Genomic DNA, 21,705 nt, shown 5'->3' on the forward strand with positions numbered 1-21,705 from the left:
ATGAGAACGGTTTTCGTCACCGGCACCGCCGGGTTTATTGGCTTTCACCTCGCCAGGCACCTTCTGGACGAGGGGTTTGCGGTCGTGGGCTTTGACGGCCTCACCGATTACTACGACGTCACGCTCAAGAAGAAGCGGCACGAAATTCTCGGCGCGAACCCGAACTTCACCGCCCATATCGGCATGCTCGAAGATCACGCGCTTCTTTCGCGCATCGTGGCCGACGCCAAGCCCGATGTGATCGTCCACCTCGCGGCCCAGGCCGGGGTACGCTACAGCCTGGAAAACCCCCGCGCCTATGTCGATACCAACCTGACGGGCACATTCAACCTGATGGAAGCCGCGCGCGAGGCGGAAGTCGATCACCTGCTGATGGCCTCGACCTCCTCGGTTTATGGCGGCAACACCGAAATGCCCTTTGACGAGGTGCAGAAAACCGAATTGCCGCTCACGCTCTACGCGGCCACCAAGAAGGCCAACGAGGCGATGGCCCATTCCTATGCGCATCTGTGGCACATCCCGACGACGATGTTCCGGTTCTTCACCGTCTACGGCCCCTATGGCCGCCCCGATCTGGCATTGTTCAAATTCGTCCGCGCCGCCCTCGCGGGGGAGGCGATCGACGTCTACAATCACGGTGAAATGGCCCGCGACTTCACCTATGTGGATGACCTGGTGCACGCGATCCGCCTGCTGATCGACGCGGCCCCCACCAAGCCTGATGCGCGCGACACCGAGATCCCCGGCGACAGTCAAAGCCCCGTCGCCCCCTTCCGGACGATCAACATTGGCAACGGCAAATCCGTGCCTTTGATGACCTTCATCACTGAGATCGAAAAGGCGCTTGGCCAGCCGATCAAGAAGAACATGATGGAAATGCAGAAAGGCGATGTGCCCGCCACCTGGGCCAATACCAACCTTCTGGAGGCGCTGACTGGGTATCGGCCCAATACGGGTGTCGATGTCGGCATCCGGAACTTCGTCAACTGGTACCGCGCGTATTTCCGGGTCTGAATGATGATCGCGCAGCCCCATATCACGCCCCCTTCGGCCTTCGGCAGGATCATGGTCCTGCTGGAGCGCGAGCGTAAAACCCGCTTTGCTGGTGGGGTGCTTGGGTATCTGTGGGCCTATATCATCCCGAGCGTTTGGATCGCGCTGATTGTCGGGCTGTTCATATTCCTTGATCGCAGACCGCCGATCAACGTCGGTCTTGAGATTTTCGTGGCAACGGGCGTCTTGCCTTACGTCTTCTTCCGGCAAACGGTCACCTCGCTCAGCCGGACCCTGAGCGCCCATCGCTACATGCGGTATTTCTCGTCGGTGACGCAGGACGACATCCTATGGGCTTCGAAACTGCTCGAAGGGTTCAACCTTCTGGTTTCCGCGGTGCTGATCTTCGGGGCCGTCACGATCATCTTCGGAAGCCAACTCCCCGCATCGGTGCCGGGCGCGCTCTTCGGGTTGTGCCTTGCCTGGATGCTGGGATGTGGCATCGGTCGCTTCGTCGCCATCGGTGGACAGCTCAGCGACACGTTCGCGCGGGCGGTCCCGCTGGCCCTGCGCCCGCTTTTCTGGCTCTCCGGGATTTTCTACACCGCTGCCGAACTGCCCGCCAAGGTGCAGGATATCCTGTGGTACAGCCCCTTCCTGCATGTCACCGAAATTGTGCGGCAGGGCTATTTCCTGGGCTTCACCTCGCAATTCGCATCCGCCTGGTACCCGATTGCCATCGCCGCGCTCTTTTTCCTGGCCTCGATCCCGCTCGAACGCTTTGCAGAGCGTCGCCGCATCATGCGAGGCCGGCTATGATCGCGCTTGATAATGTCAGCATCCTGAAGCCCGGCTTCCGTAACCGCGACCCGATCCTGATCGAGGCAAACGCGGTCTTTGGCATGGGCGAACGTGTGGGCATCCTGGCCGCGCCCAGCACCGGCAAATCCTCGATCGCGCGGCTTCTGTCGGGCATCGACCGCCCGGACCATGGTCGCGTTCGTGCGGATACGCGGGTCAGTTGGCCCATCGGGTTCGCCGGTTTCCTGCACCCCCATCTGAGTGTCCGTGACAACATCGACATTTTCGCCCGCCTCATGGGCATGAAACCCGAGGCTGTCCTTGAATTCTGCGAAGGTTTCGACGGTCTTGAAGACCTCAACCGCCGCATGATGCAGGACCTGACCCCGACGCAGCGCGCGATCCTTGGGTACGCCTGCGCGCTCTCGGTCCCCGGCCCGGCGATGTGGATCGCGGATGAGGTGATCACGGTCGGTGAGCCCGCAGATCGTACGCGGTGTGACGAGTTGCTCTCGGACCGGTTGGTGCAGGGCGGTTTGGTTTTTTTGTCACGCAACGTCAGGCAATTAAAGGCCTATTGCGACCGTTTTCTTGTTCTGATCAATCGCCGGTTGGTAGAATGCAGCAATCTTGAGGTCGCTCAGGAGGCGCTGGAATTCTCGACCAAACGGGAACAGGCGCAGTTGAGGTCGTAGCATGTCCAAGAACGAAGCCTCCGAAGAGGCACGGATCAAAGCCTGGAAAGCCGAGCGCGCCCGCATCGCCGCCGCGGACAAGGCCGCGCGGGTTCAGCAGCGCAAGAACGAGTTGGCCGAAGCTGCAAACGCGGCTAAGGAAGACCGGCAGACAGCCGCGATCAGTTTCCTCAAATCCGTCCCCTCTGACGATGGCCCTGCACCGGAAACGCCACCCGCGCCGCCCAAAACCCGGTCAAGGCTCGGCCGGGGGCTCGCGAGGGTGCGAAACCTCTCACTTTTCACCGGTATGGTCATCGCCCCCGTCCTTGCGGTCGCCTTCTATCTGTTGGCGGTAGCCACGCCGCTCTACGAGGCACAGGCGGTCATTGCGATCACCAAATCCTCCGACGCGGGCTCCAGTTCGCGCAGCGGCCTTCTGGGAAGCATGGACAAGCCGTCCAACCTTCCCGAGGTTTTTCGCGCCGACACCTATATCAAAAGCCAGGCCCTGATGGATTCGCTTGAGGCCGAGCTTGGCCTTGTCACCGAATTCAGCGGCCCGGCGATTGATCCGGTCCGGCGGTTGCGCACGATCCCCTTCCTGTCGCTCAGCAAGCACATGCAGTTCGACCGTTTCGTCGAGTCGTCGATTGACGTGCAAAGCGGCCTGCTGACGCTTTACGTCCGGGCGCCCAGCGAGGACCAGGCCATTGGCGTGTCGCAATCCATCCTGCGCAACGCCGAAATCCAGGTCTCGAAACTCGGGCAGATCCTCTTTGACAACCGGCAATCCCACGCCGCCGGGGTTCGCGAAAGTGCCGAGAAACAGGCCGCTGATGCGCAGGCCGCGTTGGTCGAATTGCAGTTCCGGTATCAGGAGGTCGATCCAAAGAACCGCGTTGAAAACATCTATGCCCGGATCAAGGAGCAGGAAGACGAGGTTCAGCGGCTCAACCAGGAGATCCATAAGGCCCAGATCGCGGGCGTGGGCGACAGCCTGCAAACCGAAAAGCTCGTGGCCCTGCGCGACCATATCCGTAACGAGATCACCCAGCAGCGCGCACAACTGGTCGCCTCCGAAGGGTCCGGATCCGTCCCACTGAACAATCTGCTGATGGAATACGAGCTTGCCAATCTCGAGGTGGAACTGGCGCGCGAAGCGGTGAAAACGGCCATCGAGGCCCAGGCCGAAGCCGGGCGCGAAGCGGCTTTGAACCGCAGCCTCTTTCAGGTCGTCGTGCCACCGCGCACCGCGCAAACGGCAATCTATCCCAAGATCCCCGGCACATTGGCATTGGTTTTCATCATCTGCCTTGCCGCCTACGCCGCCGTGACCACGTTCCGTACTGCACGAGACTGACACGCCATCCACCGCAAGAAAGCCGCCCCCCGGAAGGAGCGGCTTGTGTTTAGGCGGTCATGCAATCAGGCCGACCCGGGCGCGGATATCATCAAAGCTCTGATGCCGGACGATCCGTCCGTCCCGGAACACGGTCTCGAGCGCGTCATGACCCGGCGGGATGTTGGCCTGTGGCCGGGTGACGTACCTGCCGTGATCGGTCCGCATCACACCCATCCGGCCCTTCTTCGAGGTCTTGGACCCTTTGGCGGTGACCGGGTCCTTGAAGACATCCCGCCACTTGCCATTGATGCAGATGGCCGAAGTCTTCATCGAATACGAGAACGTATCGCGATCCAGCTTCTGCAAGAGCCCGCCGCCCATACCAAAGGCGATGTTGCCGATGGCAAGACCCCGGTCGATCATCGCATCCATGATCTCGACGATCGACTTCTTGTCGACACCGTCGCCCTGAATCACGCGCACCTGATCGGGCAGGAGGCGGTATCCATTGGCGGTGACGCCGTGGCCAAACCGTTCCATCAGGGCTTCGATCACCTCCGGCACGATCTGCAACGGGTCGCCGCTGTCTGGCCGGACCACCAGAACGCCGTCGCGGGCAAGAACCGCATCGCGCAACTCGGTCCCCCAATAGTCACGCACCGCCCGCATCAGGTCATAGCTGTCCGAGACACAGGCGATGATCCCGGTCGGGTGATCGCGCAGAAAACGCCGCATGAACCGCAACTCGCCCTCCGGCCCGAAGGAGGTCACGGTACTATGCTCGGTCGCGGGGATGGAGAACCCGGCGGTATCCGCCCCGTAGACATTGCGCGCCAGGACCACGCCAGCAATCGTGTCGGTTCCCATCGAGTTCACGAGGTGCGCCGCACCGCCAAGGGCCGCACTTTCACCGCTGGTCGCCCCCCGAGCGCCGAAGTCATGCAGCTTGAAGGCCAGCCCCTCATCGCTGCCATCGGTCCGGATCAACCGATCACGGATCTTGCGCATGATGTGGTTCGAAATGGTCGCAACAGTGCTCGGGTACCAGACCGCCCGCAAAAGGCGGGTTTCAAGGAACCCCGGTAAGGCCCAGCATTTCGGATCGGTATTCACGATCCGCACCTGCGGCACCGACACCGGCGCGATGGTCCCTTCGGGCAAGGCGTCGATCTGCACCGGCAAGCGGCCATCGTGAACGTCGATGATGTGCTGGAACATCTCGACATAAGGCGACAGACCATGCGCCGCGATAAAGGGCGCGGCCTCGTCCAGCATATCCTGGGTGACAACCTGACCGGCCAACTTGGCCAGCTCGGCCTGCAAGCCAAAGAACAGGACCTCGTCAATCTCGCCATCGGCCCGGCGCGGCTCGATATAGGCAAAGACCTTTTCGGTGCCGTCGGGGAATTGTTTCGGGTGGCTGTACTTGTAGCTGTCGGTATCGAGCAGGAAATTGCCCGCATCGACGGCGTTTGCAAAAAGAGATGTTTGCATCATCATGGTCCAGTCCTCCTTGGAGTGGATATGTTAAGCCGCACCGGACCTCCCGGCGGGCTGGGGATCGGGGGCCCCTCAAGGCCCGCGAAATCAGTGGATCTGGCTCATCAGAACCGAGGAATAGGCAAAGGGCACATTGGGCACCAAGGCCTGGATGATGTCGAAATGGTCTTCGAACATCACATCCGGCGTGAGTTGGTTGATCGGCATCCAGAAGGCGCGTTTGGCATCGTCGGCACCTTTGACCTTTTCCTGCGCCTTGCCGTCGATCAACTCGAACCTGAACGCCTCGGTCCGTACCCAGCCCCGCTCGGAACGATCCGGGTGGTCAAACACCTGACGCGCGGCGAGGCGCCCTTCAAGGAGCTTGCGCGGGATGTTCAGGCGGGTTTCCTCGATCAACTCGCGAATGGCCGCCTCGAGCGCGGTTTCCTTCTGCAAATGCCCGCCGGGAAGGGCGAAGAGGCTCTTGCCGGGCGCATTGGCACGCTCAACCAGCAGGATATGACCGTTCTGGACCACCACGGCATCGGCGCAATCCGCGGGGATTTCATAGCCGAAGGCGGCGACGGCCTTCTCATAGTTCTCACGATAGGCCTGGTTATACTCGGCTTCGGCCCTGATCCGCGCGACCTCTGCGGGATGGTTTTCCATCCAGGCGATGACCTGATCGGTTTCAAAACTCCCAAATGTCTCGCGGACCTGCCCCATGGGCCTGGCATTCAGAAAAAACGCCGCCCGCATGTCTGTGGCGTTCAACACGGCCGTGCCATTGCGTTCAGCCTCGACCGAGGCGGCGTCGAATTCCGGGAACCACCTGAGGTAACGGCTGCTTTCATCCTTGTCATGGCCCACAAGGATGATCTTTACATCCCGGCGGGCAATGCCCTGGTTCCGCAGGTGAAGATCAATCGCCGTCCGGACATTCCCGGCCCAGGTCTTGTCATCATAAAGCGTATCCACAAGCGGCAGGCAGGTGATCTGCATATCGCTTCCCGCGGCCTTCATCGCCGCCGCAATAAACTCCGCCCGTTCGCTCCATTTGAACGCATTTTTCTCGGAACGCGGCCGAAAAGCCGATCCGATCAGGACGAGTGTTTGATCTGAGATGTTGGATGCATGGTCGAACAGTTTGCGATGGCCTTTATGGAAAGGCTGAAACCGTCCAATGATCACCGAAAGCGTGACCTGTGTCATAGCGCGACCTCCGCGTTATAGATATCTGGCACAAGACCTCCTTGTGCTAATCCTGACCTAGGCGGCGCGCGGGGAATTGTCAATTCCGGCGCGCCTGCTACCGGGAAACAGTGTTTTTCTGTGTCCTTTCCGCCGGGGGCGCCTGAGCGGGGCGCAGAATCGACCTCGGAATACGGCTGGCCTTATCCGCCCACGGCATTAACTTAGCGATGACAACAAGAGGAGAACCGCCATGGCCGCCACACCTCCGATCTGTGATTTCAACTGGCCTGCGCCTGATTTCTCGCTACCTGCGACAGATGGGCGAACCTATCGCCTGGGCGATATCGCCGGTGAGAATGGCACGCTCGTGATGTTCATTTGCAACCACTGCCCCTATGTACTGGCGATCCTTGACCGGATCATCCGGGATGCGCGGGACCTACAAGGGCTTGGCGTCGGTGTCGCGGCGATCTGCTCCAATGATGCGGCCTACTACCCGGCGGACAATTTCGAGAACATGCAGGCGATGGCCCGCAAGCATGAATTTCCCTTACCCTATCTGCACGACGCGGAGCAGACCGTCGCGCGGGACTATGGGGCGGTCTGCACCCCGGATTTCTTTGGTTTCAACGCGGATCTTAGCCTGCAGTATCGCGGTCGTCTGGATGCCTCACGCGCCTCTGCCGGAGCTACGAATCTCAGGCGCGATCTTTTCGAGGCGATGCGGCAGGTGGCCGAAACCGGCAAGGGCCCCGAAGATCAGGTCCCGTCCATGGGGTGTTCGATCAAATGGGCCGCCGCGTAGACTCTCCCACGGGTTGACACGGCATCACGGCTATGGCCCCACTGGAGCGGGCGAAAAACAACGAGGGTCACCGCATGACACTGCAATTCCTCCTGACGGCGCTCATCGTTGTGCTGATCCCGGGAACCGGTGTGATCTACACGCTGGCCATCGCGCTTGGCCAGGGGCGGCGCGCGAGCATCTATGCCGCCCTGGGCTGCACGTTCGGGATTGTGCCGCATATCCTCGCGGCCACACTTGGGCTCGCGGCCCTGCTGCACACATCGGCGCTTCTGTTTCAGGTGGTGAAATTCGCGGGCGTTGCCTATCTGCTTTACCTCACCTGGCAGGCGGTCAAATCGGGCGGGGCCTTGTCGGTCGAGGCCAACCCGACCCTGCAATCGGGGTGGCGCATTGCCCGTCGCGGCGCGCTCATCAACATCCTGAACCCGAAACTCTCGATCTTCTTTCTCGCCCTGCTGCCGCCGTTCCTCTCCGGTGATCCGGCCAGTGCCACAACCGAAATGCTGATGCTGGGCGCGATCTTCATGGCAATGACACTTGCCGTCTTCGTGGCCTATGGCGTCTTTGCCGCCACGGTCCGGACCCGGGTCTTGTCCTCCGAAGCGGCGATGCGATGGCTCAACCGCAGTTTCGCGGCCCTCTTCGCCGCGCTCGGCCTGCGCCTCGCACTGGAAAAAACATGAAATACATGATCCCCCGCGCGCCTCTTCTGTTGGGTCTCGCGGGGCTGATCCCGTTCATCTGGGGGGCGATCACCGTTCTGACCCCGGACCTGGCGCTCTGGACGGCGCAAACGGTCGGCCCCCGCTTCGCGGGTCCTTACGTGATGCTGTTCTACGGGGCGATCATCCTATCGTTCATGTCCGGCGTCCTCTGGGGATTTGCGACCAAGCTGCCCGGACGGGCAGCAGCGTTCGGATATGCCCTCTCTGTTCTTCCGGCGCTCTGGGCGTTTTTCATGACCGGCGGCGGGGCCACCAATGCGGGCCTGTCCCTGATGGTTGGTTTTGCAGGGATACTTGGCCTTGACTGGCTTTTCTGGCACTACGGCGTCACCCCGGCGTGGTGGATGCGTTTGCGCATCCTGCTGACCTCTATCGTGCTGGTGTGCCTTGCAATCGGAGTGTTCTTATGAGCAGCGACAGAGAAACCCTCAAGGTCTATGGCGACATGGCGGATGACTATGCCGCACTGACGTCCGGGGCCGACAAGGATCCTGCCCTGGACACGTTCATCAGCGCCCTTCCCAAGTCCGCCCATGTTCTGGATCTGGGCTGCGGGCCGGGGAATGCCGCGGCCAAGATGGCGCAGGCGGGCCTGACCGTCGATGCAACAGACGCCGCGGAGGCGATGGTAAACTTGGCCGGGCGGCATCCCGGCGTGAAGGCGTGGGTTGCCACGTTCGATGACCTGACCGGCACCAATCTCTACGATGGCATCTGGGCCAATTTCAGCCTGCTTCACGCGCCGCGCGGGACCATGCCACGGCATCTCGGCACGCTGCGCGAGTTGCTGCGCCCCGGTGGCATGTTCCATATTGGCATGAAAACCGGCACCGGCGAGAAACGTGATCCGCTCGGGCGGCTCTATACCTATTACACCGCCGAGGAACTGACCGGCCTGTTGCAGGATGCCGGGTTCACGCCGTTCTCCAGCAGGACAGGCCAGGACAAGGGCCTTGATGGTGTGATGGCCGCGTGGGTCACGATCACCGCCCATGGCTAAGCTTTTTGCCTATACCGACGGGGCCTGTTCGGGCAATCCCGGCCCGGGCGGCTGGGGTGTGCTGATGCGCGCGATGGAGGGCGACAAGGTCGTCAAGGAGCGCGAGTTGCAGGGCGGCGAGGCCGAGACCACGAATAACCGGATGGAGCTTTTGGCGGCGATACACGCGCTCGAAACCCTGGAACGGGCCAGCGCGATCACGGTCGTAACCGACAGTTCCTATGTCAAGAATGGCGTCACCGGCTGGATCCATGGCTGGAAGCGCAACGGTTGGAAGACATCCAACAAGAAGCCCGTCAAAAATGTCGAGCTTTGGCAACGTCTGGACACGGCACAGGCCCGCCACGACGTGACCTGGGAATGGGTCAAGGGCCATGCCGGCCATCCGGAAAACGAACGCGCGGATGAGCTTGCCCGTGCCGGGATGGCACCGTTCAAACCCGCCAAGACAACAAAGGCCGGTGAATGACCGCGCTGACGCTGCTTGACTATGCCGCGGTGCTGATCTTCGCGCTGACCGGCGCCCTGGTGGCCAGCCGCGCGCAGCTTGATATCGTGGGTTTCGCCTTCATGGCCAGCATCACGGCGGTCGGTGGTGGCACCGTGCGTGACGTGCTTCTGGATCGCAACCCGGTCTTCTGGATCGGAAATCCGACCTACATTTTCATCGCGCTGGCCGCCGCGGTCTTCATCTACTTCACCGCTCATCTCGTGGAAAGCCGCTATCGCTGGTTGGTCTGGTTGGACAGTTTTGCACTGGCTGTTGCCGTCCCTGCGGGCATGGCCGCGGCGATGGTGATGCTGCAGCCCGGACCTGTGCTTGTCCTGATGGGCGTGTTGACGGGTTGCCTTGGCGGGCTGCTGCGCGATGTGGTGGCCAACGAGGTGCCGCTGGTCCTCAAACAGGGCGAACTCTACGTGACGGCGGCTTTGGGCGGTGCGCTGGCCGGTCTGGTGGCGATGGAGGTGACCCATTTGACCATGCCCGTGCTGGTGACCTGCGCCATCACGACCTGGGTGCTCCGGGCCGGTTCCATCCTCTTCGGTTGGCAACTGCCGGTCTACAAGAGCCGTCCGCCGAAGCAGTGAGGCCCGTGTCCTGATTGACGGCGATGGAAGCATTCCCACATGGGGATGGTCAGAGAAGCCGCGCGGCGGATAGGGTACGGGATGGCGCGGGAGGGTCCGTTAGCGCCGAAGGTAGGTCTTCCAGATCCAGATCAGCAGGAGTGCCCCCAGAACCGCCCCGATCAGCCCCGACGCCGCGCCAAGTGCCTTGAGAAGCAGGTTCAACAACACGCCCCCAACCAGCGCACCGCCGATCCCGATAGCAACGGTGGTGATGATATCCGTCTCCATCCGCATCAACCGGGTTGCCAGAAACCCCGCCGCGGCACCGATGATGACAAGCCAGATGATCCCCATCTGCCGCTCCCCCTACCTGCGTCCGCGCCAATGTGTCGGCACGATGATAAGCGCACCGATGGACGACAGGATCGCATCAATACCCGGGGGGCCGAATTTGATCCCGAACATGATCCGCACGAAATAGAACAGGAATGCACCGCCCACGCAGATGATGATCGACTGGACATAGCCGTTATGGGTGAAGCCGGACTTCTCGCTGGCATAGCCCACGATGCCCCCGATCACGACGGTTCCGATCAACATGGGAAACATGTGTCTACTCCTAGAGCTTGGTGCCCTTGGGCAAGGGCATTCCGCGCAAAAACTCGTCCCTATCCTGCGCGGCCTTGCCGGCACGTTGCAAGCGCAAAACCTCGACTGCCCCGCGTCCGCAGGCGATGGTCAGCGCATCATCCAACACCTGACCTGGTGCGCCGCACCCCTGCCCCAGGCGGGAGGCAAGAAGCTTGACACGCTGTCCTGCGACCTCGGTCCAAGCACCGGGGAAGGGCGACAATCCGCGGATATGCCGATCCACCTCCGCCGCGGTCCAGGCCCAGTCAACGCGGGCCTCTGCCTTGTCGATCTTGGCGGCATAAGTCACGCCGTCGTCCGGTTGAGGGTCCGGCGTCAGGTCATCGAGATGTGACAGTGCTCGGATGATCGCAGTTGCGCCCAGGGCCGACAGCCGGTCATGCAACTGACCTGTGGTTTCCTCGGCACCGATGGCGACCGCCTCGCGCAGAAGCACCGGCCCGGTATCAAGACCCGCTTCCATCTGCATTATGCAGATACCCGTTTCCGCATCGCCCGCCATGATCGCGCGATGTATCGGGGCCGCACCGCGCCAGCGTGGCAGAAGCGAGGCGTGGATGTTCAGGCACCCCCGCCGGGGCGCGTCCAGCACCGGTTGCGGCAGGATAAGGCCATAGGCGACAACCACGGCCACATCCGCGTTCAGCGCGGCAAAGGCCGCCTGCTCCTCGGCGCTTTTGAGGTTGACCGGATGGCGAACCTCCAAGCCCAACGCCTCGGCACGGGCCTGCACCGGTGTCGGCCGGTCTTTCTTGCCGCGCCCGGCGGGGCGGGGCGGCTGACAATAGACGCAGGCAATCTCATGCCCCGCATCCACCAGCGCGTCCAGCACCGGGACTGAGAATTCGGGACTGCCCATGAAGACAACGCGCATCGCTTCAGCCCTTCCGCGCCTTGCGCAGCAGCATGTCGCGTTTGATCTTGCTGAGGCGGTCGAAGTACATCCGGCCCGCAAGGTGGTCGATCTGATGCTGTACGCTGGTGGCCCAGAGGCCGACGAAATCCCGCTCTTCGACCTCACCCTCGGCATTCAGGAACCGAACCGTCACGGCGCGGGGGCGCTTGATCCGCGCGGAAACGCCCGGCAGGTTGGGACTGGCCTCGGTATGCTCGCGCAGCTCGATGCTGGCATGGAGCACCTCCGGGTTGGCCATGCGCACGGCCTCGCCACGCTTGTCGCTGGCATCTACGACCGCGAGGCTTTGCATCACGCCGATCTGCACCGCGGCAAGGCCGACACCCGGCATCGCCTCCATCGTGTCGATCATGTCGGTCCAGGTGGCGCGGATCTCGTCGGTGATTGCCTCAACCGGGGCCGCCCGCGTCCGCAGCCGTTTGTCGGGCCAAGGCAAGCAGGCCCGTACAGTCACACGCGGGCCTTTTCGCGCTTGAGCTTCTGCATTTTGCGAGTGATGAGCTGCCTTTTCATGGCACCCAGATAATCGATGAAGAGCTTACCGTTCAGGTGGTCGATCTCGTGCTGCACGCAGGTGGCCCAGAGATCATCGAATGTCTCGGTCTGCTCCTTGCCGTCCATGTCGATCCACCGCACGTCAACGACCTTGGGCCGCTTGACCTCGGCATATTGGTCAGGGATCGACAGGCACCCTTCCTCGTAGACGTTCTTTTCGTCCGACGACGCGATGACCTCGGGGTTGAACATGGCAATCGGGCGCGGCTCGTCGTTTTCATCCTTGACGCAATCAAGCACGATCAGGCGGCTCAGCACACCCACCTGGGGCGCCGCAAGGCCGACCCCTGGCGCGTCATACATGGTCTCCAGCATATCTTCGGCCAGCGTGCGCAATTCGTCGGACAGGTCATCGACAGGCGCGCAGACCTTTTTCAGCCGCGGATCGGGATGGATGAGAATGGGCATCTTCATGCGGCTTGATTTAGGCCATGCGCCCGCGTTCTGCAACGCCCCTTGCGCTTGAAGCTCAATCCGCTAGCGTGCGCCCAAATGGCCAAGGAGACCCCCATGAGTTTCGATCAGATCATCGACCGCCGCGGCACCAATTGCACCAAATGGGACATGATGGGCGCCCCGTCGATCGGTGTTCCCGCCAAGGATGGTCTGGCCATGTGGATCGCGGACATGGATTTCGCCGCGCCTGACTTCCTGCAGGAGGCCACGCAAAAGCTGATTGAGAAGGCGAATTACGGCTATTTCATCGGTGAGCCGGAGATGAAACAACAGATCTCCCGGTGGATGAAAACCCGCCATGGCTGGTCGGTCGATCCGTCCGAGATGTTCTCGACTTACGGTCTTGGCAACGCAATCGCGATCTGTCTGCACGCCTATACGCAACCCGAGGACGAGGTGATTATCTTCACCCCGGTCTATCACGAGTTTTCTGCGAAGATTAGGCGCGCCGGGCGGGCCGTCAAGGAAAGCCCGCTCGTGATCCGCGACGGTGTCTACCACATGGATCTCGAGGCGCTCGAGGCGTCGATGACGGGTCGCGAAAAGCTGCTGATCTTCTGCTCACCACACAACCCTGCGGGGCGGATCTGGACCGCGGATGAACTAAAGGCGCTCGCCGCGTTTTGCGCGCGCCATGATCTGCTTTTGATTTCGGACGATATCCACCACGATCTGACCTATCCGGGTACGGCGTATGTCCCCCTGCCCGTCGCCGCCCCCGAAGCCGCTGATCGGCTCATCATGCTGACCTCGGCGTCAAAAACCTTCAACATCGCGGGCACAAGGCTGGGCACCGTTTCGATCCCCGACGAGGCGCTGCGCAAACGTTTCGGCGATTGGCTCGACAGCCTGAACATCCAACCGAACCTGCTGGGGCTGGTCCAGACCGAGGCGGCCTATTCCCAGCGCGGGGCAGAATGGGTCGAACAGTTGCGCACCTACCTGGCCGAGAACAGCCGCGTTTTCCTGGACGGGATGGGCCAGATCCCCGGCGTGGCGCCGATGCCGATGCAATCGACCTACCTGACCTGGGTCGATTTCACCAATACTGGCATGGAGATGTCTGAGGTCATCCGCCGCGTCCGCGAAGACGCCCGCATCGCCCCGTCCATTGGCGCAGAGTTTGGCGCCGGCGGAGAGAACTTCCTGCGTTTCAACATCGGCACCCCCCGCGCCCAGGTGACCGAGGCCGTCGAACGGTTGCAAAACGCGTTCGCCGACCTGCAATAGATCCGTAGTGCATTCCAGCGGCTGCTTTGCGGACCAACCGAACATCCGATAACGAGCCGCGGGATTGCCAGACCGCGGGATGGCGATCAACCGCCGTCAATGGCGCTTTATCTCAGCCAAGTCCGAAAAACCTCAGAGCGATCTTCGAGTTCTCCAAATCGCCAGCCCTTGCGGGCGGTCTGGCGATCGCGCGGCGGCCTTCGGCCTTGATTCCGCGCGGGCAGATACTCGAAACGTCCGCGTTGGGCTCAGCGCATCCATACGTCTAAAAGCCACCTCTGAAACAAGTTTCAGACCGGTTTTGCCTCCGGCTTGGGACTGAGAACTTCAAGCGGCTTTCGCACCTTTTCGCGCAGGCCCGATCCGCTGGAGGCTTGAACGCGCTTGGTGGCTTCGACCAGCAGGACGCCACCGGCGGCAACGACCGACAATTTGCCGCCAAGGCTTTCCCACATCCCCGCCGTCTTGCGCCAGAATCGCCGCTCGGAGGGCGGTTGGTAGAGCGCATGCGCGTGTCTGACCGGCATGAACTCATGGGATTTCAACTGGCTCTCCAACTGCCCCTGGCTATAGGGGCGACCAAAACCGAAAGGCGTACGATCGCTGCGCGACCACAGTCCCGCTCGGTTTGGCACGACAAATAGCGCCGATCCGCCCGGCCCCAGCACGCGCCAGCATTCCTTGAGCAATGCGGCCGGCTGTTCACTTGCTTCCAGCCCGTGCGTCACCATCAGCTTGTCCACATGACCCGTCTCGAGCGGCCACCAGGTCTCCTCGCACAGCACCGACACGTTATCGCCGTCCGAGGGCCAGCCGATCACACCCTGCGGCGCGGGCATCAGGGCGACGACCCGGCGCGCATCGGCCAGATAGGGCCGCAGGAACGGCACGGCAAACCCGTATCCGGCAACGGTCTGGCCTTTCGCCTCGGGCCAGATCTGCGCTACCTCGGACCGAATGGTCTTCTGCGCCGCGCGCCCAAGCGCACTGCGATAATAGAAATTACGTAGATCCTGTACATCAAGGTGCATTGCGGCCCGGTCCGTGATCGGTCAATCTGACGTTAACATATTCGTCAAAAGGGAAAATACCATGACACTCGAAATCCTGACGATCCCCTGCCTGTCCGACAATTATGCCTACCTTGCGCATGATCCTGCCACAGGACAGACCGCGGCTGTCGACGTGCCTGAGGCGGATCCGATCATCCAGGCCCTGCAAAGCACCGGCTGGACCCTCAGCCACGTCCTCATCACCCACCACCATGCCGATCATGTCGACGGGCTGCCCGAACTGCTTGCTGCCGCGCCCGCAACGGTGATTGGCGCCGCGGCGGATGCGCATCGCCTACCCGCACTTGATGTCGCGGTGAAAGAGGGGGACACGATCACCATCGGCGATGACGAAGGCCAGGTTATTGATGTCTCGGGCCATACGATTGGTCATATTGCGATCCATTTTCCCCGAAGTAACGCGGTTTTTACCGCCGACAGCCTGATGGCGCTTGGATGCGGCCGAGTTTTTGAGGGGACCAAGCCGCAGATGTGGGACAGCCTGCAAAAACTCGCGTCCCTGCCACCGGAGACCGTGGTCTATTCCGGCCATGAATACACCCAGTCCAACGCAAAATTCGCCCTGACCATTGATCCCGGCAACCAAGAACTTAAATCTAGGGCATCCGCAGTGGATACGGCCCGCGACAAGGGTCAACCCACGGTTCCTTCAACTCTCGCAGAAGAATTGGCCACAAACCCGTTCCTTCGCGCGACCGATCCCGAAATCCAGCGCAACCTTGGCATGCAAGGCGCCGACCCGGCCGATGTCTTCGCAGAAATCCGCACACGCAAAGATTGTTTTTGACAAAACAACCCTGCGTAATTCCTCAACAATGTCAGGAAAAGTGACCACAGAGTGCCAAAAAAGCCTTGAAGCGCACACGATATCGACCAAACTTTAATGTTATGAGGCCATGGTTGGGTTCAGAGGACCCGACCCAGATCAGAAGGAGCACCAAACGTGCCTTCATTCTCGAACACGCTGGAACAGGCAATTCATGCGGCTTTGGCCTTGGCCAATGCCCGGCAGCACGAATTTGCGACACTGGAACACCTGCTTCTGGCCCTGATTGATGAACCCGATGCGACCCGCGTCCTCAAGGCCTGCAGCGTCGATACCGAGGATTTGCGCGGCACACTCGTGGAATTCATTGACGATGACCTGTCAAATCTCGTGACGGACATCGAAGGCTCCGAGGCAGTGCCGACCGCGGCGTTTCAACGTGTGATCCAACGCGCGGCCATCCATGTGCAATCCTCTGGCCGGACCGAAGTCACCGGTGCCAACGTGCTTGTGGCCATCTTCGCGGAACGCGAGTCGAACGCGGCCTATTTCCTGCAGGCGCAGGACATGACCCGTTACGATGCGGTTAATTTCATCGCCCACGGCGTCGCCAAAGACCCCGCATATGGCGAGACCCGGCCCGTTTCCGGTGCGTCCGATGACGATCAGGAAAACACGCAATCCTCGAATGAGACCGATGCCGTTGAGGCCGGTGAATCCGCACTGGCCAAGTACTGCGTTGATCTGAACGAGAAATCCCGCCGCGGGGATGTCGATCCCCTGATCGGCCGCTCACATGAGGTCGAACGCTGCATTCAGGTGCTCTGCCGCCGCCGTAAGAACAACCCGCTGCTGGTGGGCGATCCCGGCGTCGGGAAAACCGCCATCGCCGAAGGACTTGCCCACAAGGTTGTGCAGGGTGAAACGCCCGAGGTCCTGTCGCGCACCACGATTTTCTCGCTCGATATGGGCGCGCTTCTAGCCGGTACACGGTATCGGGGCGATTTCGAAGAGCGCCTCAAAGCAGTTGTGACCGAGCTCGAAGATCACCCGGATGCAGTTCTTTTCATCGACGAAATTCACACCGTCATTGGTGCAGGCGCTACATCAGGCGGGGCCATGGACGCCTCGAACCTGCTGAAACCTGCATTGCAGGGTGGTAAGCTGCGCTGCATGGGGTCGACCACCTTCAAGGAATTCCGCCAGCATTTCGAGAAGGACCGCGCGCTGAGCCGCCGGTTCCAGAAAATCGACGTGGTGGAACCGACGGTCGAAGATACCGTGAAGATCCTGAAAGGCCTGAAACCCTATTTCGAAGAACACCACAGCGTGAAATACACGACCGACGCGATCAAGAGCGCGGTGGAACTATCGGCGCGGTACATCAATGACCGCAAACTGCCGGATAAAGCCATCGACGTGATCGACGAGGCCGGGGCGGCGCAACATCTTCTTACCGCATCTAAACGGCGCAAGAATATCGGCGCCAAGGAGATCGAAGAAGTGGTCGCCAAGATTGCCCGCATTCCACCGAAAAACGTCTCCAAAGACGATGCCGAGGTGCTTAAAGATCTTGAAAAGTCGCTCAAACGTGTCGTGTTCGGCCAGGACAACGCGATCGAGGCGCTCAGCTCGTCAATCAAGCTGGCTCGTGCAGGTTTGCGCGAACCAGAGAAGCCCATTGGCAATTATCTCTTCGCTGGTCCTACGGGTGTCGGCAAAACCGAAGTTGCGAAGCAATTGGCGGATACGCTTGGCGTGGAATTGTTGCGGTTCGACATGTCGGAATACATGGAGAAACACGCCGTTTCGCGCCTGATCGGCGCGCCTCCGGGATATGTCGGTTTCGATCAGGGCGGCCTGTTGACCGATGGCGTAGATCAGCATCCACATTGCGTCCTGCTACTCGACGAGTTGGAAAAGGCCCACCCGGATGTGTTCAACATCCTGCTACAGGTCATGGATCACGGCAGCCTCACCGACCATAACGGCCGGACGGTCGATTTCCGGAATGTCGTCCTTATCATGACCTCGAATGCAGGCGCATCGGAACTGGCCAAATCGGCAATCGGCTTTGGCCGTGACCGTCGGGAGGGCGAAGACACCGCGGCGATCGAGCGGACCTTCACACCAGAGTTCCGCAACCGGCTTGATGCGGTCATCTCCTTTGCGCCGCTTGGCAAGGAGGTCATCCTGCAAGTGGTCGAGAAGTTCGTGCTTCAGCTTGAGGCGCAACTCATGGATCGCAACGTGACCATCGAATTGACAACGCCAGCCGCGGAATGGCTCGCCGACAAGGGCTATGACGACAAGATGGGTGCGCGTCCGCTTGGCCGCGTCATTCAGGAGCACATCAAGAAACCGCTGGCCGAAGAGTTGCTGTTTGGCAAGCTGGCTAAGGGTGGCATCGTCAAGGTCGGCGTCAAGGCCGGGCAGATAGACCTCAAAATCGAAGGACCCGATCGTCCCCGCCTTGCCGGCAAAAAACCACCGCTCCTGACGGCTGACTGATCCTTGGGATTAGCACCTGTTGATCCCGGTATGCGGCCGGGCTCGAGCGAGGCTTCAATCGACGCGCTAGGTCAGGTCTGCTTGAGCGATTGGGCCTAAACACCTTTTCCCCCGTCATGACGACGGGGGAAAATTGTTACTCGCCACCAATCGCCTCAACCCTGTCGAAGAAGGTCGCCGAGGGTCCGTTGGCAGACGCGTCTGGGTTCCTAGCCAGCTTTTCGCACATCAGGTCACTTGCCGGTAAACTTGAGCTCGATACGCCGGTTTTGCGCCCGCGCTTCCGCCGTGTCATCCGGATTGATCGGCTGGTACTGACCAAAGCCGTTGGCCGAAAGCCGGTCCGGCGGCATCCCCAGAACATCAATCATGTAGCGCACGACCGACAACGCCCGCGCCTGGCTAAGTTCCCAGTTGTCGGCAAAACGCGCCGATCCGATCACCGGGATATCATCCGTGTGCCCATCCACCTGCAGGACCCAGTTAATCTCGTCGGGGATCTCATTGGCCACGTTGCCCAGAATGTCCGTGATCTTGGCAATCTCCCCCCGTCCCTCCGGTGACAACCTCGCCTCACCCGGCGCAAACAACACCTCCGACGAAAAAACAAACCGATCGCCAACGATGCGGACACCTTCCTGCGCGCCCAAGACGTCCCGCAACCGGCCAAAAAACTCGGAACGATAGCGTTCAAGATCCTGTTTTTCGGCCTCCAAGAGCTTCAACCGCTCTTCCTGCAATTTGCGCTTTTCTTCTTCCAACTCACGGGCGCGGCGTTCTTCCGCAGCGACCCGCGCCAGAGCGGTGTTCAGATCACGCCCCAGGTTCTGCAGCTGGATATCGGCCGTGGCTTCCCGCGTCTTGGCCTCATCCAACAGGGCCTGAAGCCCGGAAAGTTGCTCACGCAGCGCCGCGATCTGCCGGTTCAGCAAGGCTTGCTGCTGCTGCGCCTCGCTGGTCAATTCCTGTTGCTGGGAAAGCGCGGCCTGCGTCTGCGCCAAGAGGGCCGCGCGCTGTTCTGCTTCGCTCAAATTCGCAGCGGCCTCACTTTCAGCCGCCAGTTTTGCCGCCAATGCCGCGGCAAGCTGCTGGCGCACCTCTTCGGCGCTGAGTGCGTCGGTTTGCAGAGATTGCTGTGCGGCCATGGCCTCGGCCAACTGCCTTTGTGTTGCCTTCAACTCTGCCACCGACGTGGCCAATTGTGCTTCCAACTCGGCAATCCGCGCGTCTTTTTCCGTGGCTTCTGCAAGGGCGGCACTCTGGGCCGACCCGGCTTCATCAATCTCCGCCTCCAGCGCGTTCAGTTGTCCCTGCAACCGCGCCACCTCGGCGTCGCGCGCGGTCAATACTTCCTGCAAGGCGGTCAGCGACGTCTGGGCGTTTTCCTGCGCCAGAAGTGCTGCCGCCAGTTGGATGTCGAGGTCTTCGCCCGCTGTCCGTGCCGCTGCGAGCATTGCCAAGGTCTCCTCGGCCTTGCGACGTTCCTCTTCCAGCGCCAGCGTCATCGCGGTCAGTTCGGCTTCCGAATTCCGCAACCTGTCTCGCAATGCCTCCGCTGCCGCCGCCTCGGCCAGACGCGCCGCCTCTTCCTCGCTCAGTTGCGTCTCAAGCTCCGTGACCTGCGCGCCAAGTGTTTCCTCTGCTTCGGCGTTGCGCCGCCGCAAATCCGCCACCAACGCATCAAGAGCCGCACGACGCGCAGCCGCCAATCGCGCCGCCTCGGCCTGCGCATCGACCTCTTCGCGCAGACCGGCCAGCGCCAGTTGCAATGCCTCCTGTTCGGAAATCAAAGTATCGCGCTCGCTTTCCAGCTCGCCCACGCGGCCCAGGGCGGCATCGCGCTGCGCCAGAAGGCCCGCCACCTGCTCCTCGAAAGAGGCGATCCGCGCGGCCTGGTCCGCCTCACGCTGCAACGTATCGGTCAAGGTCGCCGAAAGCTCCCCAACCCGCGCCTCAAGTGATGTGCTGCGGTCCTGTTCAAGCCCGAGCGCCTGCGCCAGCGCGGCAACCTCGGCCGACAGGGCATCGAGCTTGGATTCCTGCCCGCTGATGGTTTCCCGCAGAACGAACTGGACGATCATGAAGATGGTCAGAACGAACATCAGGACCAGCAACAGGCCGGTCATCGCATCCACAAAACCCGGCCAGATCGAGGCCTGAAACCGCGCGCCGGTGCGTCGCGACAGGGCCATGGCCTACCCGTCCCCCCAGGTACTGCCCTGACCGCCATCCGACCCGCTATCGCGCCGCGCGGTTTGTTCCAGAACCCGGGTCAACGCGGCCAGGTCGGTGCGCAACTCGGTCATGCTTTCCTGGCGACCGGCGCTGATCTCTTCGAGGATGCGCAACATCTGCACGTCGATCGACCTGAGCCGCATCCGGCTCTCGGCGTCGATCCCCTCATCGCCGCGCGCCTCCAGCTTTTCGATCAGCCGTTCCTGGCTTTCGGCAAGCCGAAGAAGCGCGGTATCGGCGGCGCCATTGCCTCCCCCTTCGATCCGGTCGGCAAGGCGCTGAACACTGTCGGTCAGCGCACCGAGCCTCTCATCGACCGCCGCACGGCTGATGTCCGATTGGGTGAGCATCATCTGAAGCGATTCCATCTGCTCGCCCATGTGATCGACGACGACGGCGACCATGTTCTGCTCGGGGCTGCCATCCCCGTCCCCGGCGGAAAACCCGACGCGGGTGATGGTGGACATCCATTCTTCCAACTCGCGGTAGAACCGGTTCTGACCATGGCCTGCAAAAAGCTCCAGAAGCCCCACGACCAGCGATCCGGCAAGGCCCAGAAGCGACGAGGCAAAGGCCACACCCATGCCACCCAACTGCGTCTCAAGCCCCGTCATCAAACGGTTGAACACCTCGACGCCGCCTTCACCCTCTTGCGGGGCGAGGGAGCGGATCGTGTCCACCACCGCCGGAACCGTGGTTGCGAGGCCATAAAACGTCCCCAGAAGACCAAGGAAAATCAACATGTTGACAATGTAGCGCGTGATTTCTCGCGCCTCGTCGATGCGTTGCGCGACGGAATCGAGGATCGACCGGGCGGAGGAGGACGCAACCTGCATCCGCTTGCCGCGCTGGCGCAGCAACGTGGCCAGCGGCGCCAGCAATTGTGGCGCCTGGATGAATTCATGACCGGGCCGTTGCGCCGCGAAACCTTCGATCCATCTGACCGAGCCGATCAATTGAAACACCTGCCAGAAACAGGCGAGCACGCCGATCACAAAGACGAAGATGATGAAGCCGTTCAGCCAGGGGTTCGCTTGAAACACCGGCAAGACCCGCGGCAGCGCCAAAAATGCGCCCGCGCCGGTCAGGCCTAGCACCACCAGCATCAGCATGATCTGGCGCACGGGATGTGAGAATTGCGGCTCGACCTCGCGGTCCGGCTGGTCCATCTGGACGCCCCCGACACTTGTTCTTCTTGGCCTGCACCCTACGCGGATGC

Annotated in this window: 23 protein-coding genes; 13 read left to right on the top strand and 10 right to left on the bottom strand. The window is 61.4% G+C overall.

Annotation, left to right across the window (positions count from 1 at the left end; genetic code table 11):
• The 4 genes from RBB29_RS03220 to RBB29_RS03235 are packed head-to-tail and all read left to right on the top strand — an operon-like array spanning window position 1 to window position 3,831.
• Complete coding sequence (locus RBB29_RS03220; RefSeq protein ID WP_306112737.1) at window positions 1-1,014, top strand: SDR family NAD(P)-dependent oxidoreductase; 1,014 nt, start codon at window positions 1-3, stop codon at window positions 1,012-1,014.
• Window positions 1,015-1,812, top strand: coding sequence for an ABC transporter permease (locus RBB29_RS03225; protein ID WP_306112738.1), 798 nt, complete (start codon window positions 1,015-1,017; stop codon window positions 1,810-1,812). It abuts the gene before it with no gap.
• Window positions 1,809-2,489 (top strand): hypothetical protein, encoded by a 681-nt coding sequence (locus tag RBB29_RS03230; RefSeq protein WP_306112739.1) that lies wholly within the window; start codon window positions 1,809-1,811, stop codon window positions 2,487-2,489. Before RBB29_RS03225 ends, RBB29_RS03230 begins: the two co-directional genes overlap by 4 nt.
• A gap of 1 nt (window position 2,490) precedes the next feature.
• A complete protein-coding gene (locus tag RBB29_RS03235) occupies window positions 2,491-3,831 on the top strand; it encodes a hypothetical protein (RefSeq protein WP_306112740.1) in 1,341 nt (446 codons plus the stop codon).
• Window positions 3,832-3,888: 57 nt separating this feature from the next.
• Here the strand turns inward: RBB29_RS03235 and RBB29_RS03240 are convergent, their stop codons facing one another.
• Window positions 3,889-5,313, bottom strand: a complete 1,425-nt coding sequence (locus RBB29_RS03240; RefSeq protein WP_306112741.1) for a nicotinate phosphoribosyltransferase — start codon at window positions 5,311-5,313, stop codon at window positions 3,889-3,891.
• Window positions 5,314-5,400: 87 nt separating this feature from the next.
• Window positions 5,401-6,507 carry an NUDIX domain-containing protein gene (locus RBB29_RS03245; RefSeq protein WP_306112742.1) on the bottom strand — a complete coding sequence of 369 codons (1,107 nt, stop codon included), beginning with the start codon at window positions 6,505-6,507 and terminating at the stop codon, window positions 5,401-5,403.
• 232 nt (window positions 6,508-6,739) lie between these two features.
• Between RBB29_RS03245 and RBB29_RS03250 the strand changes: the two genes are divergently transcribed.
• From RBB29_RS03250 to RBB29_RS03275, 6 genes are all read left to right on the top strand, one after another.
• Window positions 6,740-7,294 carry a thioredoxin family protein gene (locus tag RBB29_RS03250; protein ID WP_306112743.1) on the top strand — a complete coding sequence of 185 codons (555 nt, stop codon included), beginning with the start codon at window positions 6,740-6,742 and terminating at the stop codon, window positions 7,292-7,294.
• Window positions 7,295-7,368: 74 nt separating this feature from the next.
• Complete coding sequence (locus RBB29_RS03255) at window positions 7,369-7,980, top strand: LysE family translocator (protein ID WP_306112744.1); 612 nt, start codon at window positions 7,369-7,371, stop codon at window positions 7,978-7,980.
• Between the two features lie 5 nt (window positions 7,981-7,985).
• Window positions 7,986-8,432, top strand: coding sequence for a DUF3429 domain-containing protein (locus tag RBB29_RS03260; RefSeq protein WP_306113089.1), 447 nt, complete (start codon window positions 7,986-7,988; stop codon window positions 8,430-8,432).
• The gene (locus tag RBB29_RS03265) at window positions 8,429-9,022 is read left to right on the top strand and encodes a class I SAM-dependent methyltransferase (RefSeq protein ID WP_306112745.1); all 594 of its coding nucleotides are present in this window, start codon (window positions 8,429-8,431) and stop codon (window positions 9,020-9,022) included. Before RBB29_RS03260 ends, RBB29_RS03265 begins: the two co-directional genes overlap by 4 nt.
• Window positions 9,015-9,491, top strand: coding sequence for a ribonuclease HI (gene rnhA, locus RBB29_RS03270; protein WP_306112746.1), 477 nt, complete (start codon window positions 9,015-9,017; stop codon window positions 9,489-9,491). Before RBB29_RS03265 ends, rnhA begins: the two co-directional genes overlap by 8 nt.
• Entirely contained in the window at window positions 9,488-10,111 is a 624-nt protein-coding gene (locus RBB29_RS03275; protein ID WP_306112747.1) for a trimeric intracellular cation channel family protein, read from the top strand. Before rnhA ends, RBB29_RS03275 begins: the two co-directional genes overlap by 4 nt.
• Window positions 10,112-10,210: 99 nt before the next feature.
• Here RBB29_RS03275 and RBB29_RS03280 read toward each other — a convergent pair whose 3' ends face one another.
• Genes RBB29_RS03280 through def (RBB29_RS03300) form a run of 5 tightly spaced genes read right to left on the bottom strand, consistent with a single transcriptional unit; the run spans window position 10,211 to window position 12,629 of the window.
• The gene (locus RBB29_RS03280; protein ID WP_306112748.1) at window positions 10,211-10,447 is read right to left on the bottom strand and encodes a GlsB/YeaQ/YmgE family stress response membrane protein; all 237 of its coding nucleotides are present in this window, start codon (window positions 10,445-10,447) and stop codon (window positions 10,211-10,213) included.
• Window positions 10,448-10,459: 12 nt separating this feature from the next.
• Window positions 10,460-10,702, bottom strand: a complete 243-nt coding sequence (locus RBB29_RS03285) for a hypothetical protein (RefSeq protein ID WP_306112749.1) — start codon at window positions 10,700-10,702, stop codon at window positions 10,460-10,462.
• A gap of 10 nt (window positions 10,703-10,712) precedes the next feature.
• Window positions 10,713-11,618, bottom strand: coding sequence for a methionyl-tRNA formyltransferase (fmt, locus tag RBB29_RS03290; RefSeq protein WP_306112750.1), 906 nt, complete (start codon window positions 11,616-11,618; stop codon window positions 10,713-10,715).
• Between the two features lie 4 nt (window positions 11,619-11,622).
• A complete protein-coding gene (gene def / locus RBB29_RS03295) occupies window positions 11,623-12,114 on the bottom strand; it encodes a peptide deformylase (RefSeq protein WP_306112751.1) in 492 nt (163 codons plus the stop codon).
• The gene (gene def / locus RBB29_RS03300) at window positions 12,111-12,629 is read right to left on the bottom strand and encodes a peptide deformylase (RefSeq protein ID WP_306112752.1); all 519 of its coding nucleotides are present in this window, start codon (window positions 12,627-12,629) and stop codon (window positions 12,111-12,113) included. The genes def (RBB29_RS03295) and def (RBB29_RS03300) overlap by 4 nt, the downstream gene beginning before the upstream one ends.
• Before the next feature lie 96 nt (window positions 12,630-12,725).
• On the opposite strand from def (RBB29_RS03300), the gene RBB29_RS03305 reads away from it, so the two are divergent.
• The gene (locus RBB29_RS03305) at window positions 12,726-13,901 is read left to right on the top strand and encodes a MalY/PatB family protein (RefSeq protein WP_306112753.1); all 1,176 of its coding nucleotides are present in this window, start codon (window positions 12,726-12,728) and stop codon (window positions 13,899-13,901) included.
• 290 nt (window positions 13,902-14,191) lie between these two features.
• On the opposite strand, the gene RBB29_RS03310 is transcribed toward RBB29_RS03305, so the two are convergent.
• Entirely contained in the window at window positions 14,192-14,932 is a 741-nt protein-coding gene (locus RBB29_RS03310; protein WP_306112754.1) for a class I SAM-dependent methyltransferase, read from the bottom strand.
• A 61-nt stretch (window positions 14,933-14,993) separates the two neighbouring features.
• Here RBB29_RS03310 and gloB point away from each other — a divergent pair, with 61 nt between their 5' ends.
• Complete coding sequence (gene gloB / locus RBB29_RS03315; RefSeq protein WP_306112755.1) at window positions 14,994-15,761, top strand: hydroxyacylglutathione hydrolase; 768 nt, start codon at window positions 14,994-14,996, stop codon at window positions 15,759-15,761.
• A 156-nt stretch (window positions 15,762-15,917) separates the two neighbouring features.
• Window positions 15,918-18,251 carry an ATP-dependent Clp protease ATP-binding subunit ClpA gene (clpA, locus tag RBB29_RS03320; RefSeq protein WP_306112756.1) on the top strand — a complete coding sequence of 778 codons (2,334 nt, stop codon included), beginning with the start codon at window positions 15,918-15,920 and terminating at the stop codon, window positions 18,249-18,251.
• Between the two features lie 233 nt (window positions 18,252-18,484).
• On the opposite strand, the gene RBB29_RS03325 is transcribed toward clpA, so the two are convergent.
• Window positions 18,485-20,443, bottom strand: a complete 1,959-nt coding sequence (locus tag RBB29_RS03325; protein WP_306112757.1) for a peptidoglycan -binding protein — start codon at window positions 20,441-20,443, stop codon at window positions 18,485-18,487.
• Between the two features lie 3 nt (window positions 20,444-20,446).
• Window positions 20,447-21,655: a biopolymer transporter ExbB gene (locus tag RBB29_RS03330; RefSeq protein WP_306112758.1), complete on the bottom strand. Its 1,209-nt coding sequence runs from the start codon at window positions 21,653-21,655 to the stop codon at window positions 20,447-20,449.
• Window positions 21,656-21,705: the final 50 nt, after the last annotated feature.

The sequence above is a fragment of the Roseovarius sp. MMSF_3359 genome (assembly GCF_030733385.1).
Lineage (GTDB): Bacteria > Pseudomonadota > Alphaproteobacteria > Rhodobacterales > Rhodobacteraceae > Roseovarius.

Coding starts and splice junctions, on each gene's coding strand:
- RBB29_RS03235 (WP_306112740.1), top strand. CDS start 2,491: ATGTCCAAGAACGAAGCCTCCGAAGAGGCACGGATCAAAGCCTGGAAA.
- RBB29_RS03260 (WP_306113089.1), top strand. CDS start 7,986: ATGATCCCCCGCGCGCCTCTTCTGTTGGGTCTCGCGGGGCTGATCCCG.
- RBB29_RS03305 (WP_306112753.1), top strand. CDS start 12,726: ATGAGTTTCGATCAGATCATCGACCGCCGCGGCACCAATTGCACCAAA.
- RBB29_RS03330 (WP_306112758.1), bottom strand. CDS start 21,655: ATGGACCAGCCGGACCGCGAGGTCGAGCCGCAATTCTCACATCCCGTG.
- RBB29_RS03280 (WP_306112748.1), bottom strand. CDS start 10,447: ATGGGGATCATCTGGCTTGTCATCATCGGTGCCGCGGCGGGGTTTCTG.
- RBB29_RS03325 (WP_306112757.1), bottom strand. CDS start 20,443: ATGGCCCTGTCGCGACGCACCGGCGCGCGGTTTCAGGCCTCGATCTGG.
- RBB29_RS03225 (WP_306112738.1), top strand. CDS start 1,015: ATGATGATCGCGCAGCCCCATATCACGCCCCCTTCGGCCTTCGGCAGG.
- gloB (WP_306112755.1), top strand. CDS start 14,994: ATGACACTCGAAATCCTGACGATCCCCTGCCTGTCCGACAATTATGCC.
- RBB29_RS03285 (WP_306112749.1), bottom strand. CDS start 10,702: ATGTTTCCCATGTTGATCGGAACCGTCGTGATCGGGGGCATCGTGGGC.
- def (WP_306112752.1), bottom strand. CDS start 12,629: ATGAAGATGCCCATTCTCATCCATCCCGATCCGCGGCTGAAAAAGGTC.
- RBB29_RS03275 (WP_306112747.1), top strand. CDS start 9,488: ATGACCGCGCTGACGCTGCTTGACTATGCCGCGGTGCTGATCTTCGCG.
- fmt (WP_306112750.1), bottom strand. CDS start 11,618: ATGCGCGTTGTCTTCATGGGCAGTCCCGAATTCTCAGTCCCGGTGCTG.
- RBB29_RS03220 (WP_306112737.1), top strand. CDS start 1: ATGAGAACGGTTTTCGTCACCGGCACCGCCGGGTTTATTGGCTTTCAC.
- RBB29_RS03230 (WP_306112739.1), top strand. CDS start 1,809: ATGATCGCGCTTGATAATGTCAGCATCCTGAAGCCCGGCTTCCGTAAC.
- rnhA (WP_306112746.1), top strand. CDS start 9,015: ATGGCTAAGCTTTTTGCCTATACCGACGGGGCCTGTTCGGGCAATCCC.
- RBB29_RS03250 (WP_306112743.1), top strand. CDS start 6,740: ATGGCCGCCACACCTCCGATCTGTGATTTCAACTGGCCTGCGCCTGAT.
- RBB29_RS03310 (WP_306112754.1), bottom strand. CDS start 14,932: ATGCACCTTGATGTACAGGATCTACGTAATTTCTATTATCGCAGTGCG.
- RBB29_RS03265 (WP_306112745.1), top strand. CDS start 8,429: ATGAGCAGCGACAGAGAAACCCTCAAGGTCTATGGCGACATGGCGGAT.
- RBB29_RS03255 (WP_306112744.1), top strand. CDS start 7,369: ATGACACTGCAATTCCTCCTGACGGCGCTCATCGTTGTGCTGATCCCG.
- RBB29_RS03240 (WP_306112741.1), bottom strand. CDS start 5,313: ATGATGATGCAAACATCTCTTTTTGCAAACGCCGTCGATGCGGGCAAT.
- RBB29_RS03245 (WP_306112742.1), bottom strand. CDS start 6,507: ATGACACAGGTCACGCTTTCGGTGATCATTGGACGGTTTCAGCCTTTC.